A 15,270-nucleotide genomic window follows, 5' to 3' on the forward strand; every position below is an offset into this window, starting at 1 on the left:
ACGATTTTGCACTGCAGCGTCGGATAGTCCCCTCCAGCAACTGTTAATGACTTTTAACCAAAAAGTTGCGTTACAAAGAGAGGGGTTCACGACAATGAAACTCAAGACACATTTGATGGGCGCGCTTGCAGGCGCGATGCTATCCACCACTGCCTTTACCGGCGCGCTTGCACAGGAAGACACGATCAAGATCGGCGTTCTTCACTCGCTGTCGGGCACTATGGCAATCTCCGAGACGACGCTCAAGGACGCCATGTTGATGATGGTGGAGGAGCAGAACAAGAAGGGTGGCGTGCTCGGCAAGAAGCTTGAAGCCGTCGTCGTCGATCCGGCCTCCGACTGGCCGCTGTTTGCCGAAAAGGCTCGCCAGCTGATCAGCCAGGACAAGGTTGCTGCCGTCTTCGGTTGCTGGACCTCGTCGTCGCGCAAGTCCGTCCTTCCAGTCTTTGAAGAGCTGAACTCGATCCTGTTCTATCCTGTTCAGTACGAGGGTGAAGAATCCTCGCGCAATATCTTCTACACAGGTGCTGCGCCAAACCAGCAGGCCATCCCGGCCGTCGACTATCTCGCCGATGCCGAAGGCGTCGAGCGCTGGGTTCTGGCGGGTACCGACTATGTCTATCCGCAGACCACCAACAAGATCCTCAAAGCCTACCTGATGTCCAAGGGCGTGGCTGAAGACGATATCATGATCAACTACACACCATTCGGTCATTCCGACTGGCAGACGATCGTATCGGATATCAAGAAGTTCGGCTCTGCCGGCAAGAAGACGGCCGTGGTCTCCACCATCAATGGTGACGCCAATGTGCCATTCTACAAGGAACTCGCCAACCAGGGCGTCAAGGCCGAGGACATTCCGGTTGTCGCCTTCTCCGTGGGCGAAGAAGAGCTTGCCGGTCTCGATACCGCTCCACTGGTCGGCCACCTCGCGGCCTGGAACTATTTCCAGTCGGTCGATGCTGACGTCAATGCCGAGTTCATCGATAGCTGGCATGCGTTCATCAAGGACGACAAGCGTGTGACCAACGATCCGATGGAAGCTGCCTATATCGGCTTCAACGCATGGGTAAAGGCTGTTGAAGCGGCCGGTACCACCGACACAGATCCGGTTCTGGATGCCATTATCGGTGTCTCCGTTCCAAACCTGTCTGGCGGCTATTCGACCGTCATGCCGAACCACCACATCACCAAGCCTGTTCTGATCGGTGAAATCCAGTCCGACGGCCAGTTCGAAATCGTTCAGCAGACACCATCGGTTGTCGGCGACGAATGGTCCGACTACCTGCCGGACTCCAAGGATCTGATCTCCGATTGGCGCAAGCCCATGGAATGCGGCAACTTCAACGTTGCCACAGGCAAGTGCGGCGGCAAGGGCAGCTAGGCCCATCGACCTCCAAGCTTCGGCTTAGCCCTTTTTGCGCAACTCTCTCCCCGCAAGCGGGGGGAGAGGACGAGTCTGACACAGCGTTGCCGAACTCCCTGTCTTGCCTTGCGCAAAGACAATTGGCCTTGGAGCCAGGGGCGGGGCGACAAGGGACCCGTAGTGATGACCCGACTTCTCGCTATATTCATTTTCATCGTTTCGATTGCAACGCAGGCCTTCGCCCAGAGCGCCGACCCCAAGGCGCTGTTCGACAGCCTTGCCGGGGCCAAATTCGGACAGGCCGAAGAGATCATCGGACAGATCGGTGCCACCGGCGACAGCCGCGTTGTGCCAGCCCTTGAAGCCTTTGCCGAAGGCGATCTCTATTTCCGCAAAATGGACAAGGCGGTGTTTGTCGCCAAGCCTGCCGGCAAGCAACTCATGCTGGTCGATCCCGTGTCCGGCGAAGAGGTGGAGGCGGTGGCCAAAGGCGCTGTCTCCAAGATTCGCGTCAACAATCCGCTGCGGCGTGCCATTCGCACCGCCATTGGCGGCTTGACGCTGATGAGCCCGGATCGCAATACGCGCCTTCAGGCTGCCAGTTCCATTCTCAATGCGCCGAGCGAGGAAAGTCTCGATCTGGTCGAGGCAGCCCTTGCCAAGGAAACAGACGCCGAGGTCAAGTCGCGCATGGAAGAAGCGCGCGCAGTGTCGCTTTTGTCGTCGGAGCGACCGATTGAACAGAAGCGCGAAGCGATCGAGACGCTCAAAGTGCGCGGTGACCGCGACGCCATTTCCGTGCTTCGCTCGGTTTCCTCGACGGTCGATGACAGTCTGAAGGCAGATCTGGATTCCGCCATTGCGGCCATCGAGAGCAATCTGGCGCTTTGGGATCTGGGCCAGAATGTCTGGTACGGGGTGTCGCTTGGGTCGGTATTGCTTCTGGCGGCCATCGGCCTTGCCATCACATTCGGGGTGATGGGCATCATCAACATGGCCCATGGCGAAATGGTCATGCTGGGGGCCTATTCGACCTTTGTGGTGCAGGATGTCATTCGCACCAACGCGCCCTACCTGTTCGACTGGTCGCTGGTGATTGCGCTGCCGGTCGCGTTTGCGGTGACCGGCGTGATCGGTTTTGCCATCGAGCGCAGCGTGATCCGTTTTCTTTATGGCCGTCCCCTGGAAACGCTGCTTGCTACCTGGGGTATCTCGCTGATCCTGCAGCAGTCGGTGCGCTCGATCTTCGGGCCGACGAATCAGGAAGTGGGCAATCCGTCCTGGATGTCCGGCTCCTTCCCGCTGGGGGGGCTGACCATCACCTGGAACCGCATGTGGATCGTGATCTTTTCGCTGACAATCTTCTTTGCGCTGCTGGCGTTGATGAAACGTTCCTCCTACGGGCTGTCGATGCGGGCGGTGACGCAAAACCGGCGCATGGCATCCTCCATGGGGATCCGCACGCCCTGGGTCGATGCGCTGACCTTCGCCCTTGGCTCAGGTATTGCCGGGATCGCCGGTGTGGCCCTCAGCCAGATCGACAATGTGTCGCCCAATCTCGGCCAGAGCTACATCATCGACAGTTTCATGGTCGTGGTGTTCGGCGGGGTCGGAAATCTCTGGGGAACTCTGGTCGGCGCCCTGTCGCTCGGTGTGCTCAACAAGTTCCTCGAACCTTCGGTTGGTGCCGTTCTGGGCAAGATCCTGGTGCTGGTTCTGATCATTCTCTTCATCCAGAAGCGCCCGCGCGGTCTCTTCGCACTCAAGGGAAGGGCAGTGGAAGCATGATTACCGGTTTCATCCTTCGCGCTTTCGACGGCAAGATCATCATTGCGGCTGCCATTCTTCTGGCGGTGGCCGCGCTGGTGCCGGCGCTCAACATGCTGACCACGCCGGGCAGCTTCTTTCATATCCCCACCTATGCCGTCTCGCTGATGGGCAAATATCTCTGCTATGCCCTGTTGGCGCTGGCACTCGATCTGGTCTGGGGCTTTTGTGGCATCCTGTCACTTGGCCACGGCGCCTTCTTTGCGCTCGGTGGCTATGCCATGGGCATGTATCTGATGCGTCAGATCGGCACCCGCGGCGTTTATGGAAACCCGCTCCTGCCCGACTTCATGGTGTTCCTGAACTGGAAGGAATTGCCCTGGTTCTGGTCCGGGTTCGACATGTTCTGGTTTGCAATGATCATGGTGCTTGTGGTGCCGGGCTTGCTTGCCTTCATCTTTGGCTGGTTCGCCTTCCGCTCTCGCGTCAATGGCGTCTATCTGTCGATCATCACCCAGGCGATGACCTACGCGCTGATGCTGGCCTTCTTCCGTAACGACATGGGCTTTGGCGGTAATAACGGGCTGACCGACTTCAAGGACATCCTCGGCTTTTCCGTCCAGTCGGACGGAATGCGCTCGATCCTGTTTGCGATGTCGGCGATCATGCTGACGCTTTGCCTGATCATTGCCTCGGCCATTACCCGCTCCAAATTCGGCAAGGTGCTGGTGGGCGTGCGCGACGCGGAAAGCCGGGTGCGGTTCCTGGGCTTCAGGGTGGAGAATATCAAGCTCTTCACCTTCGTGGTCTCGGCCATGATGGCCGGCATTGCCGGTGCGTTGTTCGTGCCGCAGGTCGGCATCATCAATCCGGGCGAATTTGCGCCTGCCAACTCCATCGAAGTGGTGGTGTGGACGGCTGTCGGCGGTCGCGGCACGCTGATCGGTCCGATCATCGGTGCCGTGCTGGTCAATGGCGGCAAGAGCTTCTTTACCGGAGCCTTTCCCGAGATCTGGCTGTTTGCGCTGGGTGGCTTGTTCATCGCCACAACGCTGCTCTTGCCCAAGGGCATTGTCGGTACGGTCCAGCATGGCTGGAATGCGCGCAAGGCCATGAAGGCTGCAGCGGAAGCGGAAAAGGGACGGGATCGCGAATCCCAGGTCCCACAGGCAGCGGAGTGAGCCCATGAACGCGGTACTCGACAAGAGCAAGAAGAAGAGCCTTCTCTATCTCGACGGCGTGTCCGTCTCGTTTGACGGGTTCAAGGCGCTGAATTCCCTGTCCTTCGTGGTCGAGCCGGGCGAACTGAGGGCCATCATCGGCCCCAATGGCGCGGGCAAGACGACCATGATGGACATCATTACCGGCAAGACCAGGCCCGATAGCGGGACTGTCATGTTCGAGGATCATGTGGATCTGACCAAGAAGGATGAGGCCGATATTGCCCAGCTGGGCATCGGTCGCAAATTCCAGAAGCCGACCGTCTTCGAAAGCCACACGGTGTGGGACAATCTCGAACTGGCGCTCAACCGCAAGAGAGGGGTGTTTTCCACGCTGTTTTATCAGTTGAGCGGCGAGGACAAGGATCGCATCGACGAGATCCTGGAGACAATCCGGTTGACGGGACGTCGCGACGAACTGGCCGCCAATCTCAGCCACGGACAGAAGCAGTGGCTGGAAATCGGCATGCTGCTGGCGCAGGAGCCCAAGCTGCTGCTGGTCGATGAACCGGTTGCCGGCATGACCGATGCGGAGACGGCGGAAACTGCCATTTTGCTGCGTCAGATCGCCAAGACGCGCTCTGTTGTCGTGGTCGAGCACGACATGGGCTTCATCCGCGACCTTGGTGTGAAGGTCACATGTCTTGCCGAGGGATCGGTGCTGGCAGAAGGATCGATCGACTTCGTCTCGAACGATCAGAAAGTCATTGAAAACTACCTGGGGCGGTAGGGGGCGAGGGGGAGGACTTGCGCTGTATGGCGTGCTCCTCCCCCTCCAGTTCCGCGACGGGAGGTCCGCTCCCACCACTGGATTTTACGGAGGTCACCATGCTGACTGTCGACAACATCAACCTCCATTACGGGGCCGCGCAGGCGCTCAGAGGCGTCAGCGTTTCGGCCCCCATGGGCAAGATCACCTGCGTTCTCGGGCGAAACGGTGTGGGGAAATCCTCGCTTTTGAGAGCGGTGACCGGCCAGCATCCGGTGTCGGGGGGAACGATTTCCTTCAATGGCACGACGCTCAACGGCATGGCGCCGTTCAACCGGGCCAAACAGGGACTGGGTTATGTGCCGCAGGGACGCGAGATCTTTCCGCTGTTGACGGTGAAGGAAAATCTGGAGACCGGCTATGCGCCGCTTTCCCGCAAGGACCGCACCATTCCGGACGACATCTTCAGTCTGTTTCCTGTGCTGCAAACCATGCTCTCGCGCCGGGGCGGCGATCTGTCCGGCGGTCAGCAGCAGCAACTCGCCATCGGCCGGGCTATGGTGACGCGACCGCAGATCCTCGTTCTGGACGAGCCGACCGAGGGCATTCAGCCGTCGATCATCAAGGATATCGGACGGGCGATCCGCTACCTGCGCGATTCCACCGGGATGGCCATCCTGCTGGTCGAGCAATATCTGGATTTCTGCCGCGAGCTTGCCGATCATGTCTACATCATGGATCGCGGCGAGATCGTGCATGAGGGGCCGGCTGACACTTTGGACACACAGGAGGCGCGTCGTCATCTGACGGTCTGAAAATGCAAGGCAGACTTGACGAATTGTTAAGGATATCCGCTTGATGCTGTGGGCTGACGTGATATTGAACGCGCATCTACAAACAGAGGTGTATCCATGACAACCAGCGCGGTTTCCAACCGCTGGCAGGCAGGGATTCTTGTCTTGCTTGCAGCCATTTTCCTGACGATCGTCAATTCTGCAGCCCATGCGCTGGAATGCGGTCCGGGCTTTGGACCCGGACGCCACAAGGTGACGATCCAGTCCGACGGCGTTGACCGTTCAGCGGTATTTTTCGTGCCGTCCAGCTATAGTGGGACACGCAAACTGCCTCTGGTGTTTGACTTTCACGGGTCCAACAGCAATCCGGTCGCGCAGCTCAGCCGCAGCCATTGGGATCAGGTGGCAGAGCGCGAAGGCTTTCTGGTGATGGCGCTTCAGGGCAGTCTGAAGGGGTCCATCCAGGGCGGGCATGCGTGGAATGTTCCAGGTGTTGTGCCGGTCGCAGGCGTGAGTGCCGATAACGGGCTCGATGAATCGGCCTTTATTCGCGATGCCATCCGCTATGCGGAGGATAACGCCTGTGTCGACCAGAAGCGTATCTATGCCACCGGTTATTCGGGCGGCGGTCGCATGCTGTCGCAATTCATCTGCAACGGGAATGATGCATTTGCCGCAGCCGGTTTCATGATGGGGCTTCGTGCCGGATATCCCGAGCAGGAAGAAGGCGGGGGCTGGCGTCCGCGTCCGGATACCTGCAATCCAGCCAAGCCCGTTTCGATCATCGCCTTTTCGGGGCTGAAAGATAACGTCAATCCATTTGCCGGCGGGGGAAAGCCCTATTGGCAGTATGGTGGCGAAGTGGCCGTCGGGCGCTGGGCTGCGCTTAACGGCTGCGACATGAAGCCGATGAACCATGAAGGCGAGAAGGCCAGTGTTTCGATGTATGGCGGATGCCGGGACGGTGCGACGGTCATGTCCTTCGTCATCCCCGATGCCGGCCATGCCTGGCTGAAAAAACGTGTGCCCTTTCAGCTTGAATCTTCTGCGGACGACCGACTTGAAGAGGTTGATGCGACAGCGGGAATATGGGAGTTTTTCAAGAATTCGGGTGGCGGCCTGCTTGCAGGTGAGCCCAACAAAAGCGGTGCGCCCAGCCGCCAATAAACTAGCCCGCAAAAGTCGGGCGGACAGGGGATATGTTGCAGTCAACCGCTCGACTGAACCATCAGCGCGCCCGCGGTCGTGGGCGCGTGGTTGCCAAGGCGCTCGACGGGCGCAGCCGTCTGGCGGAGCTCTTTCAGGAGGGCGCCGCCAAGATCAGGCTGCCTCAGACTTTCTCCGATGAAATGGAAGCGGTGATCATCAATACCGCTGGTGGTCTTACCGGCGGCGACCGGATGGACTGGTCGATCAGCGCCGGTGCAGGCACCTTCATCACAGCCACCACCCAGGCCTGCGAAAAGATCTACAAGGCGCAGGAGGGCACCGCCGAGATTACCACGGCGATCGAGGCCGGAGCGGGCGCACGGGTGCACTGGCTGCCGCAAGAATCCATTCTCTTCGACAATGCGTCGCTGACGCGCCGGCTGGATGTCGATCTGGCCGAAGATGCCGAACTGATTGCGGTCGAGGCCGTGCTGCTCGGACGCAAGGCCATGGGCGAGACGATGCAGCGCGGGCTGATGCGCGACAGCTGGCGCATCCGGCGCGCGGGCAAGCTGATCCACGCCGAAGAACTGAAACTGGACGGCGATATTTCAGCACTGACGGCCGAGGTGGCGGTGCTTTCCGGTCAGGCGGCTTTTGCCACGCTGCTCTATGTCGGGCCGATTGCCGAGGCGCTCTTGCCCAAAGTGAGAGCGTTGCTGGGCGAGGGAGAGGGCGGTGCCAGCCACTGGAACGGCAAGCTTGTGGTGCGGATGGCCGCTTGCGACGGCTTTGCCTTAAGAAAAAAGCTTATTCCGGTCATTTCGGTCTTGCGCGGCGGCGCCTCAGTGCCGAAAGTCTGGAATCTGTAATTACGAACGCATTGCACAATTGGAGCGGGCATGAATCTGACGCCGAGAGAAAAAGACAAGTTGTTGATCTCGATGGCCGCGATGGTGGCGCGTCGCCGGCTGGAGCGCGGCGTGAAGCTCAACCATCCGGAAGCGATCGCGCTGATTACCGATTTCGTGGTCGAGGGCGCGCGCGACGGCAGAGCCGTTGCCGACCTGATGGAGGCGGGGGCGCATGTGATTACCCGCGATCAGGTGATGCAGGGCGTGGCCGAGATGATCCATGATGTGCAGGTGGAAGCGACCTTCCCGGACGGGACCAAGCTTGTGACCGTGCATGAACCTATCCGTTAAGCCATTGGGAGACTGATTCATGATTCCGGGCGAAGTCATTGCCGCTGCAGGCGAAATTGAACTGAATGCAGGTCACGAGAGCATCACTCTCGAGGTCTCCAATACCGGCGATCGGCCGGTGCAGGTGGGTAGTCATTACCATTTTTTCGAGACCAATGGCGGGCTCTCCTTCGAGCGCGACAAGGCGCGGGGCATGCGGCTTGATATTCCGGCCGGCACGGCCGTTCGGTTCGAGCCGGGCCAGACGCGGCAGGTTTCACTGATCCCGCTTTCCGGCAAGCGCGAGGTTTACGGTTTTCGCCAGCAGGTCATGGGAGCTCTTTGAGGTGAATTTGCGGGAGGAGGCCAGGTTATGAAAGCAGCATTGATCTTTGCGCTTTGCGGCTGCGTGTCTTTGGCCGAAGGTCCCGCCCTGGGCGATGACGAGCCGGATGTGGATTGCAACAACGCCATGACGCAGTTCGACATGAATGTCTGTTCCGCCCGCGATTACGAGGCCGCCGATGCGGAGCTCAATGCCCAGTGGACGATCACCAAGAAGGCGATGGCCGAGGTGGACCGCGATATCGACGATGCCGCCCAGCGCGGCGCGGAGAAATCGCTTCTGTCGGCACAGCGGGCCTGGATTACCTATCGTGACGGCCAGTGCGAGGCTCAGGGCTACCGCTATTACGGTGGCAGCATTCGCCCCCTGATCGTGTCCTCATGTCTGGCAGATCTGACCCGCAATCGGACGGAAGAGCTGAAGGCACTGATCGAGGAATATTGATAGCTTCTCTGCCAGACGCCGGTTTCTCGGCGTCTGGCGACAACCTTGTTTTCCGTCTCGCCGGAAATTGTTTCCGGTCGAACCTGCAAGCCCTTTTACAACTCGCGCCAGGAGTTTGACGCCATGCCTTACAAGATGTCCCGCGCGGCCTATGCCTCGATGTTCGGTCCGACGACCGGCGACAAGGTGCGCCTTGCCGATACCGAACTCTTCATCGAGGTGGAGAAGGATTTCACCACCTATGGCGAAGAGGTGAAGTTCGGCGGTGGCAAGGTCATTCGCGACGGCATGGGCCAGAGCCAGGCAACCCGAGCTGAAGGCGCTGTCGATACCGTCATCACCAATGCGCTGATCGTCGATCACTCCGGCATCTACAAGGCCGATATCGGCCTGAAGGATGGTCGTATCCACGGGATCGGCAAGGCTGGCAATCCGGATACACAGCCGGGCGTGACCATCATCGTCGGTCCGTCGACCGAGGCGATTGCCGGAGAGGGCAAGATCCTGACGGCTGGCGGCATGGATGCGCATATCCACTATATCTGCCCGCAGCAGATCGAAGAAGCCCTGATGAGCGGCATTACCTGCATGCTGGGCGGTGGCACCGGTCCGGCCCATGGCACGCTTGCAACCACCTGCACCGGCGCCTGGCATATCGAGCGGATGATCGAGAGCTTCGACGGTTTTCCGATGAACCTGGCGCTGGCCGGCAAGGGCAATGCCTCGCTTCCGGCACCGCTGGAGGAAATGATCCTTGCAGGTGCCTCCTCGCTCAAGCTGCATGAGGACTGGGGCACGACACCGGCTGCCATCGACAACTGCCTGTCGGTTGCAGATCAGTATGATGTTCAGGTGATGATCCACACCGATACGCTAAATGAAAGCGGTTTTGTGGAGGATACGATCGGGGCGCTGAAGGGCCGCACCATCCATGCCTTCCACACGGAAGGAGCGGGCGGTGGCCATGCACCAGATATCATCAAGATCTGCGGCCAGAGCAATGTCATTCCCTCATCGACCAATCCGACACGGCCCTATACGGTCAACACCATTGCCGAACATCTCGACATGCTGATGGTCTGCCATCACCTGTCGTCGTCCATCCCCGAGGACATTGCCTTTGCCGAGAGCCGGATCCGCAAGGAGACGATTGCAGCTGAAGATATTCTCCACGACATTGGCGCCTTCTCGATCATCTCGTCCGACAGCCAGGCCATGGGCCGCGTCGGGGAAGTTGCGATCCGTACCTGGCAGACTGCCGACAAGATGAAGCGCCAGCGTGGCGCGTTGAAGGAAGAAACCGGTGACAACGACAATATGCGTGTGCGCCGCTACATTGCCAAATACACGATCAACCCGGCCATCGCTCAAGGGCTGTCTCATGAGATCGGTTCGATCGAGGTGGGCAAGCGGGCTGATCTGGTGCTGTGGAACCCGGCCTTCTTCGGCGTGAAGCCGGAAATGGTGCTGTTGGGCGGCTCGATTGCGGCGGCCCCCATGGGCGATCCGAACGCGTCGATCCCGACGCCTCAGCCGATGCATTATCGTCCAATGTTTGCAGCCTATGGCAAGCTCAGGACCAATTCGTCGGTCACCTTCGTGTCGCAGGCATCGCTCGATGCAGGGCTCGCCGCGCGTCTTGGAGTTGCCAAGAAATTGCTGCCGGTCAAGAATACCCGCGGCGGCATTTCCAAGGCGTCGATGATCCACAACAGTCTGACGCCGGAGATCGAGGTCGATCCTGAAACCTATGAAGTGCGCGCCGATGGCGAATTGCTGACCTGCGAACCGGCCACTGTGCTGCCGATGGCGCAGCGGTATTTCCTGTTCTAAGGGAGGGCATATGGCGGGCGACACGTTCTCGGTTCGTCGCTGTGAGCCTTCGGATCGCGCGGAATGGATACGGCTAAGACAGGCGTTGTGGCCGCATGTGACCGCGCAGGCTCATGCGGAGGAATTGGCCGTCCTTATTGAAGAGACCCAGCTTTGCGGGTGGCTTGTGTCGGATCGCAATGGGCCTGTGGTTGGGTTTGCCGAGGTGTCCATACGCCCCTATGCCACGGGCTGCACCCAGATGCCGGTCGCGTTTCTGGAAGGGATTTATCTGGAGACTGCGTATCGACGCCAAGGCCTTGGGCGTCTGTTGATCGAACAGATCGAGCGCGACTATGTCGCCAAGGGGTTTACCGAACTTTGTTCGGACGCAGAACTGGACAATGACATTTCTCATCAGGCGCATGCGCGCTGGGGATTTGATGAGATGCAGCGTGTGGTCTATTTTCGCAAGCCGCTGGATTGATCGGAAAGCCGCTGAAATTCACGGAATTTCGGTATGAATGGCAATCGCGCGCCGGGATGGCAATCTGTGCAGAACCTTGCCCTCAAGGCAGCTATTCGTCGTGTGCATGTCTGCCATGCATCCCCACCTTATTTCCACTTTGATGCTGCAGTGCACTCTCGTTTGCGATAGGGATATTTCTCCAATTCCAACCGTGGCGGCGTCTTTCTCCCAAGAGACCTGCGGCCACCAAACGCAAGAGAGGAAATATCATGCTGATTGGCAAGAAAGTTCCAAACGTTACCTTCCGTACCCGCGTTCGCGACGAATCCATCGAGGGTCCGAACCCGTTCCGTTGGCAGGAAATGACCTCCGACGATTACTTCAAGGGCAAGAAGGTCGTTCTGTTTTCGCTGCCGGGCGCATTCACGCCGACATGCTCGACTTTCCAGCTTCCAGACTTCGAAAAGCTGTTCACCGACTTTCAGGCACAGGGCGTCGACGACATCTACTGCATGTCGGTCAATGATGCGTTTGTCATGAACGCATGGGCCAAGAGCCAGAACCTTCAGCATGTGAAGGTCATCCCGGACGGTTCCGGCGAATTCACCCGCAAGATGGGCATGCTGGTCGCCAAGGATAACCTCGGCTTCGGCATGCGCTCGTGGCGCTACGCCGCCATCATCAATGATGGCGTGGTCGAGCAGTGGTTCGAGGAAGAAGGTTATTCGGACAATTGCGACAGCGACCCATATGGTGTTTCGTCGCCGCAGAACATTCTCGAAAACCTCAAGGAAAAGGCTGCAGCCTGACCCCTTGTCGACTTTCGCACTGATGAAAGCCCTGGCGTTCGCGCCGGGGCTTTTTTGAATTGTGGCAACATGAAAGAAGACCTGCCAAATAGCTTAACGACATCAAGGGGCTGCCCCCATCTCACCTGCGGTCGTTGTTGAAGAAGTTGCAATCTGCGGTGGTCGCTCTGTCTCATTGTGGATAACTTCCCGTCGTGGCAATTGGCGGGCTAATTGTCGCACTATTGCGCGAAATATAGGGAATTCAGGTAGATGGAACGGAGTTTGCCCATCAATCAAATGGTGAATTAGAATATCCTAACAATCGTTAGCGCAGTATTTTCAACATGCTTCGCATTTTAAGGGATCTCTTAAGGAAACTCCAAGAGAAGACCTCTATTCGAGGGGTGCTGCATGAAGGGGAGAGCGGCACTTGGAACTCTTTAAAAGATGGCTTTCGCTACAGGTTGATCTCGGCAAGTTTCATGGCCGGCGCGCGGTCTATGGCTTTGCGATGAAGATGACCTTCCGTGCGGTCATCCTCGCCTCCATATTCAATATCGTCGCCTTGCCAGTCTGCTATCTTCTGGGCCTTCTGCCGATGTCCTTCAGCGACGCGGTCAAGCTCTCCGTCGCCTTTTCCTGGATTTTCGGTGGGGCGGTGTCCGGTTCTCTGGCACTGGTGACGGGCAATGTTATCCGCGAGTTATCTGTCTCGCGATCGCGCTATGCCCGCCTCAGCCGTGTCGACATGCTGTCGGGCCTCTTGAACAGGCGCGCATTTTCCAAGGTGTTGGAAGAGGCCGATGAAAATGCGTCGCTTGCAATCTTCGATCTCGACCGGTTCAAATCGATCAACGATTGTCATGGTCATGCCGTCGGCGATGCGGTGATCAAGGCTGTTTCTGGCGTCATTCGCGATGTCTTTCCGCAACCGAGTGTCTGCGCGCGTCTGGGCGGCGAGGAATTCGGTGTTATCATTCTGGCCGGTTCGGTGGCCGAGCGTCATGCAAAGGTGGAGGAAGTTCGTGCGCGCATTGCCGATCACCCGATCCTGAGCGATCACGCATCGATCACTGCCACAGTGTCTGCCGGTATTGCCGAGTTCGGTGACGGACGGCCAGCCGACATTGTCTATACCGCGGCCGACAGGGCGCTCTACCTTGCAAAGGCTGGCGGTCGAAACAGGGTCGTGCATGAAGGTGAGGGGCATGAATTATTCGCCCGTCGGGATACTGCGCTCGCACCTGACCTGGTCATCGATACTGTGAATGTCGCCAGCGCCTGAAACAGGCCATTTTCACATCCGTTGTTCATTCTGATATCGCAGGCGCAAAGCGCGGCCTTCACGCAAGTTCCGTGTTGCAGTGCGGCCGCGAATTTTGCATGGTTTTGGCAGACGAACGAGGAGATTTCATGCGTCGCGTCACGTCCTATCTGCCTGCCGGTGAAACGACCGGTTCCGCCCAATCCAAGATCCTTCTTGGCCATGCCGAGCGACATCTGCGCCGCAAGCTGCTGCATCTTGAGGATGGGGAGATGATCATGCTGGATCTGAAAGAGCCGGCACTGTTTCACCATGGTGACCGGTTGCAGGTCGACGACGGCAGCGAGGTTGAGATCTGCGCCGCGGACGAGAAGCTGTTTGCCATCAGGCCGCGCGATCCTCTTCACCTGCTGGAGCTTGCCTGGCATCTGGGGAACCGGCATCTGGCCGTGCAGATCGAGCCCGAACGCATCCTCATCCAGCGCGACCATGTCATTCTCGATATGTTGAAGGGGCTGGGTGCCGAGGTCGATGAGGTGGTCGAGCAGTTCCAGCCACTCAGGGGCGCCTATCATGCTCATGGTGGCGGGCATGGTCACGGCCATCACGGCCATGGCTGATCGGTGATGAGCGAGCGGAAGGAAACGCAGGCACTTCTCAGATTGCTGACCTGGATGTCTCCGGCATTTCCGGTCGGGGCATTTGCCTATTCCGGCGGATTGGAGCGTGCGGTCGACGATGACCTGGTGCGCGACGCTGCGACGCTTCGGCAATGGATGAAAGCCAGTCTTGAGCATGGCACCGGCTGGAACGATGCCGTGCTTCTGGCCGAGGCGCATCGTGGCTTTGAGGATTGCGCAACTCTTGCTGACCTCGCTGACCTCGCTGCCGCCTTGTCGAGCTCGCGGGAGCGGCATGCCGAGACGCTTGCGCTTGGGTCAGCCTTTCTGCAGGCGGCGCGTGCCTGGCCGCATGATGTTCTCGAACGGCTCGGCTCTGCGGTTGCCTATCCTGTTGCGATCGGTGCCGTGTCCGCTGCGCACGGCATTTCGCTTGAGCCTGCGCTGATCGGCTATCTGCATGCCAGTGCCTCGCAATCGGTATCGGCGGCGATCAGGCTGAGTGTCATCGGACAACGGGAGGGGGTGGAAATCCTGGCTGCGTTGGAAAAGCCGATCGAGCGGCTTGCGCCGCTTGCCGCGTCGGCGGGCCTGGCGGGGCTCGGGACTGCAACCGTCATGGCTGATATCGAGACCATGCGACACGAGACACAGCATACACGCCTGTTCCGATCATAAGCGGTCAGGCGCCATCATAAGAAGGGAACGGCAGGATGAAATCTGCAAACGGGCCATTGCGGGTCGGGATCGGGGGGCCGGTTGGCTCCGGCAAGACGGCGCTGACGGAAAAACTCTGCAAGGCGTTGCGGGATCGCTATTCGGTGGCCGTCGTCACCAACGACATCTACACACGCGAAGACGCCGATGCGCTGGTGCGCATGCAGGCCCTGTCTTCGGACAGGATTGTCGGCGTGGAAACAGGTGGCTGTCCGCATACGGCCATTCGGGAGGATGCCTCGATCAACCTGCAGGCGATTGCGGAGCTGAATGCGCGCTTCCCCGATCTGGACGTCGTGTTCATTGAATCGGGCGGCGACAATCTGGCGGCGACGTTCTCACCCGATCTTGCCGATATTACCCTTTACGTCATCTCGGTCTGTCAGGGCGAGGAGATACCGCGCAAGGGTGGGCCGGGCATTACACGCTCCGATATGCTGGTCATCAACAAGGCCGATCTGGCGCCTTATGTGGGCGTGGATCTTGAGGTGATGCGGGGTGATGCCGGACGCATGCGTGAACAGCGCCCCTTCGTGTTTACCGATCTGAAGCGCGGCGAAGGCGTCGACGAAATTGTCGATTTTCTGGCGCTGAACGGCGGCATGTAGGCCGCCGCTA

At 59.0% G+C, this 15,270-nt stretch carries 17 protein-coding genes; all 17 read left to right on the plus strand.

What is annotated here, in order from left to right; genetic code table 11:
* The first annotated feature begins 94 nt into the window (after nt 1–94).
* The 17 genes from urtA (at nt 95) to ureG (ending at nt 15,260) form a co-directional block, all read left to right on the plus strand.
* On the plus strand, nt 95–1,384 hold the full coding sequence (gene urtA, locus ACWPM9_RS06035) for an urea ABC transporter substrate-binding protein (RefSeq protein ID WP_428188922.1): 1,290 nt from the start codon (nt 95–97) through the stop codon (nt 1,382–1,384).
* Nucleotides 1,385–1,549: 165 nt separating this feature from the next.
* On the plus strand, nt 1,550–3,154 hold the full coding sequence (urtB, locus tag ACWPM9_RS06040) for an urea ABC transporter permease subunit UrtB (RefSeq protein ID WP_428188921.1): 1,605 nt from the start codon (nt 1,550–1,552) through the stop codon (nt 3,152–3,154).
* A complete protein-coding gene (urtC, locus tag ACWPM9_RS06045; protein WP_428188920.1) occupies nt 3,151–4,314 on the plus strand; it encodes an urea ABC transporter permease subunit UrtC in 1,164 nt (387 codons plus the stop codon). Before urtB ends, urtC begins: the two co-directional genes overlap by 4 nt.
* A 4-nt stretch (nt 4,315–4,318) precedes the next feature.
* On the plus strand, nt 4,319–5,083 hold the full coding sequence (gene urtD / locus ACWPM9_RS06050; RefSeq protein WP_428188919.1) for an urea ABC transporter ATP-binding protein UrtD: 765 nt from the start codon (nt 4,319–4,321) through the stop codon (nt 5,081–5,083).
* Between the two features lie 98 nt (nt 5,084–5,181).
* Entirely contained in the window at nt 5,182–5,877 is a 696-nt protein-coding gene (gene urtE, locus ACWPM9_RS06055; RefSeq protein WP_484757089.1) for an urea ABC transporter ATP-binding subunit UrtE, read from the plus strand.
* A 96-nt stretch (nt 5,878–5,973) separates the two neighbouring features.
* On the plus strand, nt 5,974–7,023 hold the full coding sequence (locus tag ACWPM9_RS06060) for a CE1 family esterase (RefSeq protein WP_484757090.1): 1,050 nt from the start codon (nt 5,974–5,976) through the stop codon (nt 7,021–7,023).
* A gap of 32 nt (nt 7,024–7,055) precedes the next feature.
* On the plus strand, nt 7,056–7,877 hold the full coding sequence (locus ACWPM9_RS06065; protein ID WP_484757091.1) for an urease accessory protein UreD: 822 nt from the start codon (nt 7,056–7,058) through the stop codon (nt 7,875–7,877).
* Between the two features lie 30 nt (nt 7,878–7,907).
* The gene (locus ACWPM9_RS06070) at nt 7,908–8,210 is read left to right on the plus strand and encodes an urease subunit gamma (protein WP_428188915.1); all 303 of its coding nucleotides are present in this window, start codon (nt 7,908–7,910) and stop codon (nt 8,208–8,210) included.
* 19 nt (nt 8,211–8,229) lie between these two features.
* Nucleotides 8,230–8,535 (plus strand): urease subunit beta, encoded by a 306-nt coding sequence (locus ACWPM9_RS06075; RefSeq protein ID WP_428188914.1) that lies wholly within the window; start codon nt 8,230–8,232, stop codon nt 8,533–8,535.
* Between the two features lie 27 nt (nt 8,536–8,562).
* Nucleotides 8,563–8,979: a lysozyme inhibitor LprI family protein gene (locus tag ACWPM9_RS06080; RefSeq protein ID WP_428188913.1), complete on the plus strand. Its 417-nt coding sequence runs from the start codon at nt 8,563–8,565 to the stop codon at nt 8,977–8,979.
* Between the two features lie 123 nt (nt 8,980–9,102).
* On the plus strand, nt 9,103–10,812 hold the full coding sequence (gene ureC / locus ACWPM9_RS06085) for an urease subunit alpha (protein WP_428188912.1): 1,710 nt from the start codon (nt 9,103–9,105) through the stop codon (nt 10,810–10,812).
* A 10-nt stretch (nt 10,813–10,822) separates the two neighbouring features.
* The gene (locus ACWPM9_RS06090; protein ID WP_484757092.1) at nt 10,823–11,278 is read left to right on the plus strand and encodes a GNAT family N-acetyltransferase; all 456 of its coding nucleotides are present in this window, start codon (nt 10,823–10,825) and stop codon (nt 11,276–11,278) included.
* A 254-nt stretch (nt 11,279–11,532) separates the two neighbouring features.
* Nucleotides 11,533–12,069: a peroxiredoxin gene (locus ACWPM9_RS06095; protein ID WP_428189003.1), complete on the plus strand. Its 537-nt coding sequence runs from the start codon at nt 11,533–11,535 to the stop codon at nt 12,067–12,069.
* Between the two features lie 412 nt (nt 12,070–12,481).
* Nucleotides 12,482–13,336 carry a GGDEF domain-containing protein gene (locus tag ACWPM9_RS06100; protein ID WP_484757093.1) on the plus strand — a complete coding sequence of 285 codons (855 nt, stop codon included), beginning with the start codon at nt 12,482–12,484 and terminating at the stop codon, nt 13,334–13,336.
* A gap of 128 nt (nt 13,337–13,464) precedes the next feature.
* Nucleotides 13,465–13,935: an urease accessory protein UreE gene (locus ACWPM9_RS06105; protein WP_484757094.1), complete on the plus strand. Its 471-nt coding sequence runs from the start codon at nt 13,465–13,467 to the stop codon at nt 13,933–13,935.
* Nucleotides 13,936–13,941: 6 nt separating this feature from the next.
* Nucleotides 13,942–14,613, plus strand: a complete 672-nt coding sequence (locus ACWPM9_RS06110) for an urease accessory protein UreF (RefSeq protein ID WP_484757095.1) — start codon at nt 13,942–13,944, stop codon at nt 14,611–14,613.
* Between the two features lie 35 nt (nt 14,614–14,648).
* Entirely contained in the window at nt 14,649–15,260 is a 612-nt protein-coding gene (gene ureG, locus ACWPM9_RS06115; protein ID WP_484757096.1) for an urease accessory protein UreG, read from the plus strand.
* Nucleotides 15,261–15,270 lie beyond the last annotated feature (10 nt).

This window comes from Agrobacterium sp. H141 (assembly GCF_057158725.1).

What these genes read in the sequence shown, in the direction of transcription:
- ACWPM9_RS06060 (WP_484757090.1), top strand. Translation starts at nt 5,974, where the DNA reads ATGACAACCAGCGCGGTTTCCAACCGCTGGCAGGCAGGGATTCTTGTC.
- urtE (WP_484757089.1), top strand. Translation starts at nt 5,182, where the DNA reads ATGCTGACTGTCGACAACATCAACCTCCATTACGGGGCCGCGCAGGCG.
- urtB (WP_428188921.1), top strand. Translation starts at nt 1,550, where the DNA reads ATGACCCGACTTCTCGCTATATTCATTTTCATCGTTTCGATTGCAACG.
- urtD (WP_428188919.1), top strand. Translation starts at nt 4,319, where the DNA reads ATGAACGCGGTACTCGACAAGAGCAAGAAGAAGAGCCTTCTCTATCTC.
- urtA (WP_428188922.1), top strand. Translation starts at nt 95, where the DNA reads ATGAAACTCAAGACACATTTGATGGGCGCGCTTGCAGGCGCGATGCTA.
- ACWPM9_RS06070 (WP_428188915.1), top strand. Translation starts at nt 7,908, where the DNA reads ATGAATCTGACGCCGAGAGAAAAAGACAAGTTGTTGATCTCGATGGCC.
- ureG (WP_484757096.1), top strand. Translation starts at nt 14,649, where the DNA reads ATGAAATCTGCAAACGGGCCATTGCGGGTCGGGATCGGGGGGCCGGTT.
- urtC (WP_428188920.1), top strand. Translation starts at nt 3,151, where the DNA reads ATGATTACCGGTTTCATCCTTCGCGCTTTCGACGGCAAGATCATCATT.
- ACWPM9_RS06090 (WP_484757092.1), top strand. Translation starts at nt 10,823, where the DNA reads ATGGCGGGCGACACGTTCTCGGTTCGTCGCTGTGAGCCTTCGGATCGC.
- ACWPM9_RS06075 (WP_428188914.1), top strand. Translation starts at nt 8,230, where the DNA reads ATGATTCCGGGCGAAGTCATTGCCGCTGCAGGCGAAATTGAACTGAAT.
- ureC (WP_428188912.1), top strand. Translation starts at nt 9,103, where the DNA reads ATGCCTTACAAGATGTCCCGCGCGGCCTATGCCTCGATGTTCGGTCCG.
- ACWPM9_RS06065 (WP_484757091.1), top strand. Translation starts at nt 7,056, where the DNA reads ATGTTGCAGTCAACCGCTCGACTGAACCATCAGCGCGCCCGCGGTCGT.
- ACWPM9_RS06105 (WP_484757094.1), top strand. Translation starts at nt 13,465, where the DNA reads ATGCGTCGCGTCACGTCCTATCTGCCTGCCGGTGAAACGACCGGTTCC.
- ACWPM9_RS06080 (WP_428188913.1), top strand. Translation starts at nt 8,563, where the DNA reads ATGAAAGCAGCATTGATCTTTGCGCTTTGCGGCTGCGTGTCTTTGGCC.
- ACWPM9_RS06110 (WP_484757095.1), top strand. Translation starts at nt 13,942, where the DNA reads ATGAGCGAGCGGAAGGAAACGCAGGCACTTCTCAGATTGCTGACCTGG.